Origin of the sequence: Halomonas sp. SpR1, from assembly GCF_031010175.1 — a bacterium.
GTDB lineage: Bacteria > Pseudomonadota > Gammaproteobacteria > Pseudomonadales > Halomonadaceae > Vreelandella.
Window position 1 is genome coordinate 100,790 of record NZ_JAUAMB010000011.1, and the last position, 15,284, is coordinate 116,073.

The 15,284-nt window shown below is 60.6% G+C and carries 14 protein-coding genes; 13 read left to right on the top strand and 1 reads right to left on the bottom strand.

Going from position 1 to position 15,284, the window contains the following annotated elements; all coding sequences use genetic code 11:
* Window positions 1-16 precede the first annotated feature (16 nt).
* The 8 genes from cobO (at window position 17) to cobJ (ending at window position 10,314) form a co-directional block, all read left to right on the top strand.
* Window positions 17-610, top strand: coding sequence for a cob(I)yrinic acid a,c-diamide adenosyltransferase (cobO, locus tag QT231_RS10320; RefSeq protein WP_308336811.1), 594 nt, complete (start codon window positions 17-19; stop codon window positions 608-610).
* Window positions 610-1,983 carry a cobyrinate a,c-diamide synthase gene (locus QT231_RS10325; RefSeq protein WP_308336812.1) on the top strand — a complete coding sequence of 458 codons (1,374 nt, stop codon included), beginning with the start codon at window positions 610-612 and terminating at the stop codon, window positions 1,981-1,983. Before cobO ends, QT231_RS10325 begins: the two co-directional genes overlap by 1 nt.
* Before the next feature lies 1 nt (window position 1,984).
* Window positions 1,985-3,103 (top strand): cobalamin biosynthesis protein CobW, encoded by a 1,119-nt coding sequence (gene cobW, locus QT231_RS10330; protein ID WP_308336853.1) that lies wholly within the window; start codon window positions 1,985-1,987, stop codon window positions 3,101-3,103.
* Window positions 3,103-6,969 (top strand): cobaltochelatase subunit CobN, encoded by a 3,867-nt coding sequence (gene cobN / locus QT231_RS10335; protein WP_308336813.1) that lies wholly within the window; start codon window positions 3,103-3,105, stop codon window positions 6,967-6,969. Before cobW ends, cobN begins: the two co-directional genes overlap by 1 nt.
* Complete coding sequence (locus tag QT231_RS10340) at window positions 6,947-8,110, top strand: cobalamin biosynthesis protein CobG (protein ID WP_308336814.1); 1,164 nt, start codon at window positions 6,947-6,949, stop codon at window positions 8,108-8,110. Before cobN ends, QT231_RS10340 begins: the two co-directional genes overlap by 23 nt.
* A 106-nt stretch (window positions 8,111-8,216) precedes the next feature.
* Window positions 8,217-8,846 carry a precorrin-8X methylmutase gene (locus QT231_RS10345; RefSeq protein ID WP_308336815.1) on the top strand — a complete coding sequence of 210 codons (630 nt, stop codon included), beginning with the start codon at window positions 8,217-8,219 and terminating at the stop codon, window positions 8,844-8,846.
* Window positions 8,843-9,568, top strand: coding sequence for a precorrin-2 C(20)-methyltransferase (locus QT231_RS10350; RefSeq protein ID WP_308336816.1), 726 nt, complete (start codon window positions 8,843-8,845; stop codon window positions 9,566-9,568). The genes QT231_RS10345 and QT231_RS10350 overlap by 4 nt, the downstream gene beginning before the upstream one ends.
* On the top strand, window positions 9,565-10,314 hold the full coding sequence (gene cobJ, locus QT231_RS10355; RefSeq protein WP_308336817.1) for a precorrin-3B C(17)-methyltransferase: 750 nt from the start codon (window positions 9,565-9,567) through the stop codon (window positions 10,312-10,314). Before QT231_RS10350 ends, cobJ begins: the two co-directional genes overlap by 4 nt.
* A 12-nt stretch (window positions 10,315-10,326) precedes the next feature.
* Here the strand turns inward: cobJ and QT231_RS10360 are convergent, their stop codons facing one another.
* Entirely contained in the window at window positions 10,327-11,064 is a 738-nt protein-coding gene (locus tag QT231_RS10360) for a cobalt-precorrin-6A reductase (protein WP_308336818.1), read from the bottom strand.
* Between QT231_RS10360 and cbiE the strand changes: the two genes are divergently transcribed.
* The 5 genes from cbiE to QT231_RS10385 all read left to right on the top strand — a co-directional run bounded on the left by cbiE (window position 11,063) and on the right by QT231_RS10385 (window position 14,789).
* Window positions 11,063-12,283 (top strand): precorrin-6y C5,15-methyltransferase (decarboxylating) subunit CbiE, encoded by a 1,221-nt coding sequence (gene cbiE, locus QT231_RS10365; protein WP_308336819.1) that lies wholly within the window; start codon window positions 11,063-11,065, stop codon window positions 12,281-12,283. The two genes, QT231_RS10360 and cbiE, sit on opposite strands and share 2 nt — an antisense overlap.
* The gene (locus QT231_RS10370) at window positions 12,280-12,693 is read left to right on the top strand and encodes a cobalamin biosynthesis protein (RefSeq protein WP_308336820.1); all 414 of its coding nucleotides are present in this window, start codon (window positions 12,280-12,282) and stop codon (window positions 12,691-12,693) included. The genes cbiE and QT231_RS10370 overlap by 4 nt, the downstream gene beginning before the upstream one ends.
* Window positions 12,694-12,705: 12 nt before the next feature.
* Complete coding sequence (cobM, locus tag QT231_RS10375) at window positions 12,706-13,503, top strand: precorrin-4 C(11)-methyltransferase (protein ID WP_308336821.1); 798 nt, start codon at window positions 12,706-12,708, stop codon at window positions 13,501-13,503.
* Entirely contained in the window at window positions 13,500-14,276 is a 777-nt protein-coding gene (gene cobF, locus QT231_RS10380) for a precorrin-6A synthase (deacetylating) (protein WP_308336822.1), read from the top strand. The genes cobM and cobF overlap by 4 nt, the downstream gene beginning before the upstream one ends.
* Before the next feature lie 72 nt (window positions 14,277-14,348).
* On the top strand, window positions 14,349-14,789 hold the full coding sequence (locus tag QT231_RS10385) for a YtoQ family protein (RefSeq protein ID WP_308336823.1): 441 nt from the start codon (window positions 14,349-14,351) through the stop codon (window positions 14,787-14,789).
* Window positions 14,790-15,284: the final 495 nt, after the last annotated feature.

The following is a 15,284-nucleotide window of genomic DNA, read 5'->3' on the forward strand; positions in this document are numbered from 1 at the left end:
TAACCGGGGAAACCCCATGAGCGACGCTAGCCATCTAAACCGTATGCAGCGCAAAAAAGAGGTGGTCGATGAGCGGATCAGCCGCGCCACCGAAGAGCGCGGCGTATTGATTCTGCTCAAAGGCAACGGCAAGGGCAAAAGCAGCTCCGCCTTTGGCACCATGGCGCGCTCGCTGGGGCACGGCCAGCAGTGCGCGGTGATTCAGTTTATTAAAGGTCGTCGCGAAACCGGCGAGTACCTGTTCTTCCGCGATCATCCCAAACTCGATTGGCACATTATGGGCCACGGTTTTACCTGGGAAACCCAAGACCGGGAGCGGGATGTCGAAGCCGCTCAGGCCGCCTGGGCCGTCGCCAAAGGTCTGCTTGAGAACCCCGCTTATCACCTGATCGTGCTGGATGAAATGAGCTATATGTTCAAGTATGGCTATCTCGATCCCGAACCGGTGGTAGAAGCGCTGAAGCGCCGCCCAGCCCATCAAAACGTGATTATTACCGGGCGCACCATGGCTACGCCGCTGCAGGAAATTGCCGATACCATCAGCACCGTCCAGGACGAACGCCACGCCTTTCGCGGCGGTGTTAAAGCGCAGCTGGGGATCGAATATTGATGAGCACGCCCACGACGACTTGCCCAGCGCTTTTTCTATCCGCCCCCGCCTCGGGGCAGGGCAAAACCACCGTGACGGCAGGGTTGGCGCGACTGCTGCGTAATCAGGGCAAGGTGGTGCGGGTATTTAAAACCGGCCCGGACTATCTAGACCCGCAGATCCTCGCCCAGGCCTCCGGCCAGCCGGTAGATCAGCTGGATCTATGGATGGCCGGGGAAGCCTACTGCCGCCAGCGCTTTTATGAGGCCGCCTGTGAAGCGGATTTGATTCTGGTCGAGGGCGCCATGGGGCTGTTCGATGGCGAACCCTCCAGCGCGGATTTGGCGGCGCTGTTCGGCATTCCCCTGGCTATCGTCATGGATGTAAAAGGCATGGCCCAAACCGCCGCGGCGCTGGTCTCGGGGCTGGCCAGCTTTCGTGACGATATCCATATCGCCGGGCTTATCGCCAATGCCTGCGGCTCGGCGCGCCATCGGGAGCTGATCGAAGACGCGTTACCGCCATCGATTCCTTTGCTGGCCGCCGTGCCACGCGACCCCGCGCTGTCGCTCCCCGAGCGCCATCTGGGGTTGGTGCAGGCGGCAGAGATTCGTGAGGATCTGGAAGCACGCTTTGAGTCAGCCGCCAAAGCGCTGGAAGCGGCAGGGCTGCTGGAAGCACTCTCAGCATTGCCACCGGTGACCTTTAGTGCGCCTCAAGAACAGCTTGTGGCCGTTAAGACTGTGCTTAACGGCCACACCATTGGCGTGGCTCGCGACGCCGCCTTTAGTTTTATCTACCCGGCCAATTTGGATCTGCTTGAGCAGATGGGCGCCACGCTGCGTTTCTTCTCGCCGTTAACGGATAGCAACCTGCCCGAATGCGACGCCCTATGGCTACCGGGAGGCTACCCGGAGCTGCACGCCCAAACCCTTGCCGATAACAGCGCCATGCGCGCGGCCATTCAGACGTTCTTTAACGCCGATAAGCCTATCCTCGCCGAGTGCGGTGGCCTGCTGTACTGCCTGGAAACCCTGACCGGCTATGACGATGTGACCCATACCCTGCTGGGCCTGCTGCCAGGGCAGGGCGCCATGCGTGGTCGCCGGGGCTGCCAGGGGATGCAAACCGCCGAGTTGCCGGAAGGGCCAGTGCGCGGCCATGCCCACCACCGCTCCATGGCGGAAGGCACGCCGGAGCCGATTGCCCACGGCCGCCGCCAGCGTCACCCCGCACCGGGGGAGGCGATTTATCGTGATAAGCGCTTAACGGCCACCTATTTACATCTGTTTTTCCCCAATAATCCTGACGCTGTTGCACGCTTGTTTTCATCTGCCCCGGCGCTACCCGAACAGCAACTCGAGAGTGAGGAGTTCATCCATGCAACCCAGTAATGTGAAACTAAACAAGATTCCCGCCACTGTCGTGACAGGTTTTCTCGGTAGCGGCAAAACCACGCTGCTGGCCAATATTCTGCGCCAAGTAACCGGCAAGCGGATCGCCGTGATCGTAAACGAATTCGGCGAGCAGGATATCGACTCCAGCCTGCTGCGCAGCTGCGCGCTGGGGTGTGAAGAGGGTAGCGAAGGCGGGCAGCTAGACGGTGAAGATGGCAGCATCTATGAACTGGCCAATGGCTGTATCTGCTGCACGGTGGAGGAGGAGTTTCTACCGGTAATGAAAAAGCTGGTCGCCCGCCGTAACGATATCGACCATATCCTGATCGAAACCAGCGGCCTGGCGCTGCCCAAGCCGCTGGTGCAGGCATTTAACTGGCCCGACGTGCGCCAGCACTGCACCGTGGATGCGATTATTACCGTGATCGATGGCCCCGCCGTGGCCGCCGGCCGCTATGCCAGCGATGTGGATAAAGTCGAAGCCCAGCGCCGCGCCGACGAAAGCCTTGATCACGACCCCAGCCTGCGCGAACTGCTCGACGACCAGCTTAGCGCGGCGGATCTGGTGCTGGTCAGTAAGGCGGACTTACTTAGCCCGGAAGAGCGTGCTCGGGTGGAAGCGGTGATTCAGGCGCGGGTGAGTGCCTCGGTGAAAACGCTGTTTATCGATCAGACAGTGACCGGCGATACCGCCCAGTTGGAAGCGCTGATGGGCATTGGCGCGGCCAGCGAAGAGAACATTGATAGCATCACCAATCACCACGATAAGCACCACGCCGAAGGCGCCCACCACGACCACGCCCACGATAACTTTGATTCCTGCGTGATTACCCTGGGCGAAGTGGATGGCGACGCCCTGGCCAGCAAGCTGCAGCAGTTGCTGATCGACCACGAGATTTATCGTGCTAAAGGCTTTGCGGCGATTCCCGGCAAACCGATGCGCCGGGTTATTCAGGCGGTGGGCGAGCGCCTGGAAGGTTACTTCGACCGGCTGTGGGCCCAGGACGAAACCCGCCAAACCCAGCTGGTGATTATTGGTAAAGACCTGGATATCCCAGCGCTGCGTGAAGCGCTGGCTGATATAGAGGTTCAAACGGCTTCTCAAACGGCTACCTAATGCACTTATTCGCCGCTAAGCCGGGGGGCTTTGTCGATGATGAAGGCATCATCGATCTACAGCAGAGCCCCGCCGAGGTCGTGATCATGTCCGCCGCCGATAGCAACCTTTCGGCGTTGGCCCAGGCGGTTGATCGTCTGGGTGAGGCGTACCCCTCGGTGCGGCTGGCCAACTGGATGAATCTGGTCAAGCCCGCCGCCTACGATCTTTACGAAGATCGGGTGCTGGAAAAGGCCCAGCTGGTGATTGTCTCGCTGCTGGGCGGCAAGGCCTACTGGCCCTACGGCCATGAGCGCCTGCTCGCCTGGGCAGCGGCCAAACCCGGTCGCCAGCTAATTCTGGTGCCGGGCTGCGACGCCCCGGATGATGCCCTGCTGGAAGACTCCACCATTGCTTTTGATGATGCCTACCGGGTGTGGCGCTATCTACGCGAGGGCGGTACTGATAACGCCGAGCAGCTGCTGCGCTTTGTCGCCAGCGAGTGCCTGCCCAGCGAGTGCATAAATAGTGAGTTAGGCGACTGGCAGGAGCCCAAGGTGATTCCGCCAGCGGTGATTTATGCACCGCAAGATCAGCAGGCTTCAAGCCTCAGCGAGTGGCGTGATCGACAGGTGCCTGGGCGGCCGGTGTGCCTGCTGCTGTTTTATCGCAGCCATCTGCAGGGGGGGAATGCCGCCGTGCCCGACGGCATGATCGCAGCGCTTAAAGAGCAGGGGTTGGAGCCTTTGACGGTGGCGGTGGCTTCATTAAAAGAGGGGCCGTGCATCGATTTTATTAATCATCTAATTGAGCAGACCGGCGCCATGCTGGTGATTAATACCACCAGCTTTGCGGTCAATCGTAACGCCGATGGGTTGGATGCCCTGGGCGATACGCTTTTAGACAGCTTGTTCGTCGGGCGGCCTGTGGTACTCCAGGCGATCCTAGCCAGCAGTACCACGGAGGATTGGCAGGGCATGGCCGCCGGGCTGCATAGCCGCGATGTGGCCATGCAGGTGGTGCTGCCGGAAATGGACGGGCGCATCATTACCCGGGCGGTGGGGTTTAAAGCCGAAGCCCACTATAACCAGCGCTGCCAATTGGCGGTCACCCACCACGTGGTGCACCCGGAACGAGCCGCCTTTGTGGCCGAGCTGGCCCGGCGTATTTCTTCGCTGCGACTAACACCCAATAGCCAAAAGCGCATCGCGCTGGTCATGGCCAACTACCCCAATCGCGATGGCCGGATCGGCAACGGGGTAGGGCTGGATACCCCTGCCTCAACGCTGCAAATTTTAAACGCACTAAAGGGGGCAGGCTATCCCCTCAGCGAGCTGCCGGAAAGTGGCGATGAATTGATCCGCCTGCTCCAGGGGGCGGTCACCAACGATCACGCCAGCCTCGATCAGCGCGCCTGCTGGCAGAGCATCAGCGTTGACGACTACCTCGCCTGGTTTAACACCCTGCCTGTAGTGCTGCAGGACATCGTATGGACACGCTGGGGCGCCCCGCAGCATGATCCCAAATGTCGTCAGGGGCGGCTGATGATCGCGGGTATTCGCTTGGGCGACACCTTTGTGGGAATCCAGCCCGAGCGGGACTTTATCGACGATCTCACCCAGTCCTACCACGACATGCAGTTAGCGCCGCCCCATAGCTACTTGGCGTTTTATTTTTGGCTGCGCGAACACTATCAGGTCGATGCGGTTATCCACGTGGGCAAGCACGGCAATTTAGAGTGGCTGCCGGGGAAAAGCACTGCGCTAAGCGCCGACTGCTGGCCGGATATTGCCCTGGGGCCGCTGCCGCACTTTTATCCGTTTATCGTCAATGACCCCGGCGAAGGTGCCCAGGCCAAGCGGCGCAGCCAGGCGGTAATTATCGACCACCTGATGCCGCCCCTGGCCCGAGCAGAACTCTACGGCGCCATGGCGGAGCTTGAAGCGCTATGTGACGAATATTACCAAGCGCTGGATATGGATCCCCGCCGGGAAGCACTGATCCGTGGGCAGATTTTAGCCCACCTGCGGGACACCGGGATTGATCAGGAATTGGCTCACGCCAGCGACGACGCCGAACTTCTCAACGAGCTGGATACCTTCCTCTGCGATATTAAAGAGTCCCAGATTCGTCACGGCCTGCACGTGCTCGGCACGCTGCCGCCGGAAGAGAAGCGGGCGGGCACCCTGGTGGCGTTACTGCGGCTACCCAGGGGCGAAGCGGTGGCCCAGCGCGGCCTGCTGCATAACTTAGCCCGCGATTTAGGGTTGATTGAGCAGCATGATGGCAAGCCGTTTGACCCATTGGCCGCTGCTAGTGAGCCCTGGCAGGGCTCTAAGCCCGCCATCTTGATCGAACAGCTTGATGCCCCCTGGCGCACCGGAGCGGATACCCGGGAGCGCCTGGAAATGCTCGCCGAACGCTGGGTGAGCGACTACGTATTAGCCCCATTAACCCCAGGCTGCCTGAATGAACTGGCCCGGGATTACCCCGATACGGCGGAGCAGCTACGCTACGCCCGCGAGCATTTATGGGTCGCCATGCAGCGGGGTGTAAAAATGGAGCTTCAATCGCTGCTGGATGGCCTTGAGGGCATCTTTGTACCCGCCGGGCCCAGCGGCGCGCCCAGCCGGGGGCGGCTGGATACGCTGCCCACCGGGCGCAACTTTTTCAGCGTCGATAATCGCTCGATTCCATCTCCCGCCGCCTGGACGCTGGGCGAAAAATCCGCCCAGGCGTTTGTCGAGCGCTACCTGCAGGACAACGGCGACTATCCGCGCCGGTTGGGCCTATCGATCTGGGGCACCGCCACCATGCGCACCGGGGGGGATGATATCGCCCAGGCCTTTGCGCTGATGGGCGTGCGCCCTAAATGGTCGCTAGGCTCCCAGCGGGTAACGGACTTCGAGGTCATTCCCTCGATGCTGCTCAATCGCCCGCGGGTAGACGTCACGCTGCGGGTCTCCGGGTTTTTCCGCGATGCGTTTCCCAATGTGATTCGCCTGTTCGACGCCGCCGTTCAGGCGGTCGCCGCCTATGAGGAACCGGGCAACAGCAACACTATCCGCGAGGCGGTGTTAGCCCGCCAGCAAACGCTGGAAGCCCAGGGGCTAAGCCCGGAAATGGCCGCCCAGGAAGCGAGCTACCGTATCTTCGGCAGCAAGCCGGGCGAGTATGGCGCGGGCCTTAACCGGCTGATTGAAAACCGCTCCTGGGACAGCGCCGACGATTTAGCCGAAGCCTATCTCGATGCCGGGGCCTACGCCTACGGTCAGTTTAAGGAGTCGGGTACCGTCGCACGGGGTGCCTTTGAACAGCAGCTCCAAGGCCTGGATGCAGTGATGCAAAACCAGGATAACCGCGAGCACGATATTCTCGACTCCAACAGCTACTACGCCTTTCAGGGCGGGATGGCCAACGCCAGCCGAGCGCTAAGCGGTCAGGCGCCGGTGATCTATCACGCCGACCACGCCAATCCCGCCGCGCCCAAGATTCGCACCTTGAAAGAAGAGTTGGCCCGGGTGATTCGCTCGCGAGTGCTCAACCCCAAGTGGATCAACGCCATGCGCGAACACGGCTATAAAGGGGCTTTTGAGATGGCCGCCACGGTGGACTACCTGTTTGCCTACGACGCCACCACCGACTTGGTCGCCGACTACCAGTACGCCCAGGTGAGCGATGCCTTGGTGCTCGACCCAGCCAATCAGCAGTTCCTCCGCGAGCACAACCCGGCAGCGTTAGAGGAGATGGCCGAACGGCTGCTTGAAGCTGCCCAGCGGGGCATGTGGCAAGCCCCCGGCGAGCACGGTCAAGCACTGCAGGATCTGCTGCTGGAGATGGATGAAGCCAAAGAGACCGGCGGTTATGTTGCCCAGCCCGCGCATTAAAGGCTGGTGCCCCGGCGCATGGCGACCCATGGCCACCGGCGATGGCCTGTTGGTGCGGGTGCGCCCGCCCATGGGCGAGCTTTCACGGCAACAAATGCTGGCGTTATGCGACGCTGCCGACACTTTCGGCAGTGGTTTGATCGAGCTCACCAGCCGGGCTAATTTCCAGCTGCGCGGGGTGAGCGACGACAGTTGGCCGTTGTTAATGGCTTTTCTGGTTGAGCATCAGCTGGTCAGTGCCAACCCGGAAGCAGAACGCCAGCCGCAGCTGATGCTGGCGCCACACTGGCAAGCGGGTGATGACTCGCCTACCATTGCCAGCCTGTTGCAGGCGCGGGGCAGTGAACTAGCCGCCATGCCCGGCAAGGTGGGGATTGCCATTGATGCGGGAAAGGCGCCGGTGCTCAGCGACAGCGCCGCCGACTTTCGCATTGAACGCTCGATAGAAGGCGGCCTGATGGTGCGTTGCGATGGCTATGCACTAGGTACGGCAGTTAGCGATGTTGAAGCCGTCGTTGAGCAGCTAATCCGCCTCACCCACTGGTTTGTGGAGAGCGGCGGCTGGGACACCGGACGTATGCGTCGCCATACAGCGCCATTGCCGGATTGGGCACCTGCTGATACGGCCCCAGCAGCCTCCGGTGCCAAGCTGGCGCTGGGCAGCCATCCCGCGGGCCAGGTGGTGGGGCTACCCTTTGGGCGTGCCACCGTCGCAACCCTGCGTGAGTTGGTAGCGTCCACAAGTGTCACCGCCGTGCAGGTCACGCCCTGGCGGCGCTTGCTGGTTAAACAGAAATTAGTGCAGGGCGATGTGGCGCCAGCGGTGGATGGCTTAATCCGGCATAATAGCGACCCGCGGCTATCCATAGATGCCTGCCCCGGCGCGCCTTACTGCGAGCAGGCAAGTGTCGCCACTCAGCCGCTCGCGGAGCGGCTAAGCGGCCTGAAAAACAGCAGCGTCCATATATCCGGCTGCGCTAAAGGCTGTGCCCGTCGCTCACATGCCGATGTTTGTTTGGTAGGCGAGGGCGGCCGATTTAATCTTATTGTTAACGGCGCTGCCGATAGCACGCCGGTTAGAACAGACCTCACCGAGAGTGAGGCGTTGGATTTAGTAAGAAAGCTCAGCGAAAGCAGTTAGGTTTATCGAAGTTAAAAATAGCGGCTTATATACTCGGTAGCTGAGTGCCCTGGCACGGTTGCCTTGCAGAAGACCAACTGCGAATTAGTTTATTTGGAGAATTTGGGTGCCTCATAAGTACGAAACAAGCGGCCCGGCGATTTACCGGCAGTCATTTGCCATTATCCGCAGCGAGGCCGAGCTTGCCCGCTTTTCAGCGGAAGAAGAAACCGTTGCGGTGCGCATGATTCACGCCGCCGGGCTGGTGGAGCTGGCCGCGTATATTCACTTTCAAAACGACGTGGTCAATAAAGCCCGCGCCGCGTTAGAGCAGGGCGCCCCGATTCTATGCGATGCACGAATGGTCTCGGAAGGCATCACCCGCAAGCGGCTGCCCGCGGATAACCAAGTCATTTGCACCCTCAACGATGAGCGCACCCCCACACTCGCTCAGGATATGGCCAATACCCGCTCGGCGGCGGCGCTGGAACTGTGGCGCCCACACCTTGAAGGCGCCGTGGTCGCCATTGGCAATGCGCCCACCGCGCTATTTCACCTGCTCAATATGCTCGAAGACCCAGACTGCCCACGCCCCGCGGCGATTATCGGCTGCCCGGTAGGCTTTGTGGGCGCAGCGGAATCCAAGGAAGCGCTGCTGGCTAACACGGAACTCCCCAGCTGTATCGTGCGCGGCCGCCTGGGTGGCAGTGCAGTGACGGTAGCGGCCATTAACGCCATGGCGGATCGCATCGAATGAGCCAAGGGACGATTTACGGGGTTGGCTTAGGGCCAGGCTGTCAGGACTTAATGAGCGTGCGCGCCGACCGCTTGATTCGCGGCGCCAGCCACGTAGCCTATTTTCGGAAGAAGGGTCGCTGCGGCCATGCCCGCACCATCGTGGAGGGCTTGATTGCACCAGATGCAACCGAGCTGCCCATGGAGTACCCGGTCACCACGGAAATCCCCTTTGACGACCCCCGCTACAACGAACTGCTGTCAGCCTTCTACGAGCGCAGCGTGGCCCAACTGATCGAGATGGCCGAGGCCGGTAGCGATGTGGTGGTGCTGTGCGAAGGCGACCCGTTTTTCTACGGCTCCTTTATGCACCTCTACACGCGGCTACTGAACCGCGTGCCGGTCTCGGTGGTGCCGGGGATTACCGGTATGTCGGGGGCGTGGACGGCCACCGGCCAGCCGATTACCTGGGGCGATGACATCATGACCGTGCTGATGGCCACGCTACCCGAAGAAGCCTTGGCCGAGCGCATCGCACACACCGACGCGCTGGTGGTGATGAAGATTGGCCGCAACCTGGCCAAGCTGCGCCGGGCGCTGGCTCAAGCTGGCCGTGAAGAGCAAGCCTGGCTAATCGAGTACGCCGCTATGACCCAACAACGTGTGTTGCCACTTAGCGAAGTCGGCGAGAGCGTGCCGTACTTCTCGATTGTGCTGATCCATGGCAACGGGCGGCGCCCATGAGCGGCTGGCTGAAAATCGTTGGTTTAGGGCCGGGTTCAGAGGCGATGATTACCCCCGAGGTAACGGCCGCGCTGCAGGATGCCACCGATGTGGTGGGCTACGTGCCCTACGTCAACAGGGTAGCGCCAAGAGCCGGGCTGGTTCGCCACGGTTCGGATAACCGCGAAGAGATTCGCCGAGCAGAGCACGCGCTACAGCTGGCGCTCGAGGGCCACCGGGTAGTGGTAGTCTCCTCTGGCGACCCCGGCGTCTTTGCCATGGCGGCGGCGGTGTTTGAGGCTCTGGAAGGCGGTGATGCCCAGTGGCGCAGGCTGGATATCCAGGTATTGCCGGGTATCTCCGCCATGCTGGCCGCCAGTGCCAGCGTAGGTGCACCGTTAGGCCACGACTTCTGCTGCATCAATCTATCCGACAACCTCAAGCCCTGGGCGCTAATTGAAAAACGCCTGCGTTTGGCCGCGGAAGCCGATTTCGCCATGGCGTTTTACAATCCCCGCTCCAAGGCGCGGCCGGAAGGCTTTGCGCGTACCCTGGAAGTACTGCGGGAAGCCTGCGGCTCTGATCGATTAATCATCTTCGCCCGCGCGGTTTCCAGCCCGGAGGAGTCGATTCACGTCACCACGCTAGGCGAGGCAACGCCGGAAATGGCCGATATGCGCACGCTGGTCATCGTGGGTTCCCGGCAGACGCGGTTGATCGAGCGGGATGGCGCGCCGCTGGTGTATACGCCGCGTTCGGCTGATTAAGCGTCGTGATGATTAATAGTGGTCGCCAAGCCAGCTAATCACGTCTTCGATACTATGAGCCTCATGGCGAGATGGCAGCTGAGGTCGCTCGATCATCACCACGGGCAGGCCGAGCCTACGGGCAGCGGTGAGTTTGGAAGCCGCGCCTTCGCCGCCGGAATTTTTACATACGATGCGCTCAATACGCTGGTTTTCCAGCAGGGCCAAGTCGCCCTCCAGGGTAAAGGGGCCTCTATCGATCACGGCGGTATAATCTGATAGCGGCAGCGGGCTGGTGGGCTGATCAACCAGGCGAAGAACGTAATGGTGCTGGGGCTGGGCGGCAAAGGAAGCCAGGTGCATGCGGCCAATGGCAAGCAGCACCCGCTGGGGCGGATAAGCCAAGGCGCTAACCGCCTCTTCGACACTTGCCACGCTCTGCCACTGGTCGCCGTCAACAGGCTGCCAAGCGGGCCGGGTAAGCGCAATGGCTTTGACGCCTCTCTGCGCAGCAGCGGCAACTACATTAGTGCTCATCTGCGCGGCAAAGGGGTGGGTAGCATCAACAATATGGGTAATGCGCTCTCGGGCTAAAAAGGCCACAAGACCACTCACGCCGCCAAAACCGCCAATGCGGGTCGGCAGTGGCTGAGGTTTTGGCGAGTTCACCCGTCCGGCGTAGCTGAAAATAGCGGGAAGGCCACGCTTCGCGACAGCGCTGGCCAGGGCGCTGGCTTCAGAGGTTCCCCCAAGAATTAGGATTTTGATCATGGCAGAGGTTAACAACGCTCCCTGGTTGACGCTATTAGGCTGGGGGGAGAGTGGCATAGCGGGGCTAAATCCGGCAAGCCGTGAGGCGCTGGAAAATGCCCAAGTGGTATTCGGCGCTCGCCGCCACTTACGCCTGCTGCCACCCCTGAACACTGACCAGAACACTGAGATGCATGAATGGCCGGTGCCCTTTGCCGACGGCATTCCCATGCTGTTAGATCAGCGCGGCCGCCGAGTCGTTATGCTGGTCTCGGGCGACCCCTTCTGGTTTGGGGCGGGCACTTCTTTGTCACGCCACCTGGCGGCAGAGGAGTGGCAGGCGCTACCATCGCCCTCCACCTTTAGCCTGGCGGCCTCCCGCTTGGGCTGGCCGCTGGAGCGCTGCACCTGCCTGGGCCTGCACGCCAAACCACTAACGCGCATTCGTCCCTATCTGCATGCCGGTAGGCGTTTATTAGTGTTAGTCAGAGACGGCAAGGCGGTGGCCGAGTTAGCGGCGCTGGTGAACAGCTTCGGCTTTGGCGACTCCCAGCTAACGCTGCTGGAATCCCTGGGTGGCGATAACGAGCGCATCCGCACCCTCCGCGTAGATACCCCCTTGCCCGACGATATCGCTCACCCGGTTGCGGTAGCGCTGGACGTCGCAGGGGCTGGCCCCGCCTTGCCGCTTACCCCCGGCCTACCGGATAGCTTTTTTGAGCATGACGGCCAGATCACCAAACAGGCCGTTCGGGCGATCACGCTATCCGCGTTAGCCCCCATGCCCGGCGAGCGGCTATGGGATATTGGCACCGGCTCTGGCTCCATCGCCATTGAGTGGCTGCTCGCTCATGGGGATAATCAGGCCATTGGCTTTGAGCGCCACCCCGAACGGGCAGCCAGGGCGCGAGCAAACGCAGCCAGCCTGGGCGTTGACTGGCTGGAGGTAAAAGAGGGCAGCACGGCTGAAATACTCAACGAGGCACCGCTGCCGGATGCGGTGTTTATCGGCGGCGGGTTATCTCAAACTTTGTTAGACGCCTTATGGCAGCGCCTACCCAAAGGCGTGCGCATCGTCGCCAATGCGGTGACCCTGGAGTCCGAAGCGCTGCTGGCCCACTGGCATCAGCAGGCAGGCGGCGAGCTGCTGCGCTTTGAACTGGCTAACGCCGCCCCCATTGGCACTCGCCGGGGCTGGAAAGCCAGCTACCCCATCGTTCAGTGGCGGGGCGTTCGATGAGCGATGCTTACGATAAACCAATAGAGCGCGCGTTGAAGGGGCAGAAGATAAAAGTAGCGGGGTTTGGCTTTCGCAGTGAAGCGCCGCTGGCGTCTCTTGCTCAAGCGCTGGATCAACTGATCGAGCAGTATGGCGCCATCGACCAACTGGCGGCAGCCCACTCCATGCTGCCGTTGGTTAAACAGCTGGGCCAATTGCGCAGCCTAGAGGTTATCGCCGTGGCGGACGCCGAGCTCTCTTCTGTGGCAACGCTCACCCACTCGGCTCGTAGCATGCAGGCCCGTGGTACGGGCAGCGTGGCCGAAGCCGTGGCGCTATTGGCGGCAGGGCCAAAGGCAACGCTGCTTGGCCCAAGGATTATATCAGCAGATCGCCAGGCGACTATTGCGGTGGCAGAAAGAGCTGACTAGAGGAATGACGCAATGACAGTACACTTCATCGGAGCAGGGCCCGGCGCGCCGGATCTGCTTACCCTACGCGGGCGCGACTTAATTGCCGCCTGCCCGGTGTGCCTCTATGCGGGCTCACTAGTGCCGGAGCAGATACTGGAACACTGCCCGCCAGGGGCCAGGGTGATTAACACCGCATCGCTTTCGCTAGACGAGATACTTCACGAGATTCAAACCGCCCACGCCGAAGGCTTGGACGTCGCCAGACTGCACTCGGGGGATCTCTCGGTATGGTCGGCCATGGGCGAGCAGCTGCGCCGCCTGCGCGAGCTGGATATCCCTTACAGCCTCACCCCCGGCGTGCCATCCTTTGCCGCAGCGGCAGCAACGCTAGGCCAGGAGCTAACGCTACCGGGCGTGGCCCAGTCGGTGGTGCTTACCCGCACGCCGGGGCGGGCCAGCGCCATGCCCAGCGACGAGACGCTGGCCAACTTTGCCCGCACCGGGGCAACGCTGGCGATTCACCTCTCGATCCATAATCTTGCCCAGGTAGTGGAAAGCCTGACACCTTACTACGGCGGGCAGTGCCCGGTGGCGATTGTATGGCGGGCAAGCTGGCCCGACGAGCGGGTAGTGCAGGGGCGGCTAGCCAGCATAGAAGGGCTGATCGATAGCACCATGCAACGCACCGCGCTAATCCTGGTAGGGCCAGTGCTGGAAAGTGAAGACTTCGATGAGAGCAGCCTCTACGCGGTGGGTTACGACCGCCGCTTCCGCCCCCAGTCGGCGGATTCGCCCTTTGCCACACCCACTGATAAGAGCGACCCATGATCACGCTGTCACTGATAGGTATCGGCACCGGCAATCTTGATCACGTCACCCTGGCAGCGGTGCGCGCCCTGAACAACGCCGACGTAATCCTGCTGCCCCGCAAAGGCGAGACCAAGTCGGATTTGATCGACCTGCGCCGGTTGCTTTGCGAACGGCTGTTAGAAGCGCCGGTGACCACCAACATCGTCGAGTTTGATCTGCCTAGTCGTGATGATGGCCGCGATGGCCGCAATGACTACCTGGGCGCAGTAGACGACTGGCACGCGGCCATTGCCAGCGTATGGGCACAGCTAATTGATCAATACCTGCCCAACGGCGGGCGGGTCGGCATGCTGGTGTGGGGCGACCCCTCTCTTTATGACAGTAGCCTGCGTATCACCCAGCGGCTAAGCGCGGCGGGTAGGGCGGTTGAGGTAGAGGTAGTGCCTGGCATCACCAGCCTGCAGGTACTCACCGCCGAACATAAAATCCCGCTAAATGCCCTCGCCGAGCCAGTACAAATCACCACCGGTCGCCGCCTACGCGAACGTGGCTGGCCTAGTGATGCCGCCACGGTGGCAGTCATGCTCGACAGCGGCGGCGCCTTTACCACCTTGCCGCCTGAAGATACCTACATCTGGTGGGGCGCCTACTTGGGCATGGAGAAACAGTGCCTAATCAAAGGCTGGCTAAATGAGGTCAGCGACGAGATCATCCAAAGCAGATCAGAGCTGCGCGAACAGCACGGTTGGATTATGGATATCTACCTGCTCGCCAAGCAGCCCCTGCTATAACCCAGGTATGAATATGGAAGGTTTTTCCATAAAATAAGGCTACATACTCTTAGCCAGCAGAAAGGAAAAATCATGAGCTTTTACGTCTACCTATCCGGCGAAATCCATACCGACTGGCGCGAAGAAATTCAGCGCGGCGCTGACGCAGCAGGCCTGGATATTGTCTTTACCGCACCCGTCACCGATCACGACGCCAGTGACGCCGCAGGCGACCACCTAGGCGAGCAAAGCAGCCAGTTCTGGCGCGACCACCAATCCTCCAAGATCAACGCCATCCGCACCCGCACCATGATCGAACAAGCGGATCTGGTCGTTGTACGCTTCGGTGACAAATACAAACAGTGGAACGCCGCCTTCGACGCAGGCTACTGCGCCGCCCTAGCCAAGCCCTACATCACCCTGCACAGCGAAGACATCGTCCACCCGCTAAAAGAAGTCGACGCAGGCGCCCAAGCCTGGTGCACCACGACTGATCAAGTCGTTGAAACTCTCCGTTACGTTTTAAAAGCATAAATCCAAAACTACTCCCACAACCCAGCCACTGTATTAGTGGTGTTGAACCGGTGTTGTGGGAGGGCGCTTCAGCGCGCGAAGACCCCTCACCATAAATAATCCAGCCCAATAGAGTGCCAGGCCACTATTGCGTTTCACTTTCCACGCTCTGAAAAAATACCGTAAATCAAGTAATTGCACACTTGTAGCGCGGCGTAACGCTTGGCGAGGAACGAGCCAAAAGGCGCCCGTAGCGGCGGCCCGGCGCGAAGGCAGCGCCAGCTGCCTAAAGCCTGCTCCAGCTCAATTTTTCTGCAAAGCCAAGTGACCTAATTCAATTTTACGAATAGAGTATGATTAGATTAGCAAAACTCGCGTGAGAGCGAATTTTGGATATACAGCCAAACTATTGTTAATTTTACTAAATATCAGATGGTTATGGTCTTCTCGGCGCGCGTGATAAGAATGTTGAACAGCTCAGCGCGTTTATTCAATATCAGAACGTGCAGTTTAATC

What these genes read in the sequence shown, in the direction of transcription:
- QT231_RS10385 (WP_308336823.1), top strand. Translation starts at nt 14,349, where the DNA reads ATGAGCTTTTACGTCTACCTATCCGGCGAAATCCATACCGACTGGCGC.
- QT231_RS10370 (WP_308336820.1), top strand. Translation starts at nt 12,280, where the DNA reads ATGAGCGATGCTTACGATAAACCAATAGAGCGCGCGTTGAAGGGGCAG.
- cbiE (WP_308336819.1), top strand. Translation starts at nt 11,063, where the DNA reads ATGGCAGAGGTTAACAACGCTCCCTGGTTGACGCTATTAGGCTGGGGG.
- QT231_RS10325 (WP_308336812.1), top strand. Translation starts at nt 610, where the DNA reads ATGAGCACGCCCACGACGACTTGCCCAGCGCTTTTTCTATCCGCCCCC.
- cobJ (WP_308336817.1), top strand. Translation starts at nt 9,565, where the DNA reads ATGAGCGGCTGGCTGAAAATCGTTGGTTTAGGGCCGGGTTCAGAGGCG.
- cobF (WP_308336822.1), top strand. Translation starts at nt 13,500, where the DNA reads ATGATCACGCTGTCACTGATAGGTATCGGCACCGGCAATCTTGATCAC.
- QT231_RS10360 (WP_308336818.1), bottom strand. Translation starts at nt 11,064, where the DNA reads ATGATCAAAATCCTAATTCTTGGGGGAACCTCTGAAGCCAGCGCCCTG.
- cobO (WP_308336811.1), top strand. Translation starts at nt 17, where the DNA reads ATGAGCGACGCTAGCCATCTAAACCGTATGCAGCGCAAAAAAGAGGTG.
- cobM (WP_308336821.1), top strand. Translation starts at nt 12,706, where the DNA reads ATGACAGTACACTTCATCGGAGCAGGGCCCGGCGCGCCGGATCTGCTT.
- QT231_RS10350 (WP_308336816.1), top strand. Translation starts at nt 8,843, where the DNA reads ATGAGCCAAGGGACGATTTACGGGGTTGGCTTAGGGCCAGGCTGTCAG.
- cobN (WP_308336813.1), top strand. Translation starts at nt 3,103, where the DNA reads ATGCACTTATTCGCCGCTAAGCCGGGGGGCTTTGTCGATGATGAAGGC.
- QT231_RS10340 (WP_308336814.1), top strand. Translation starts at nt 6,947, where the DNA reads ATGTTGCCCAGCCCGCGCATTAAAGGCTGGTGCCCCGGCGCATGGCGA.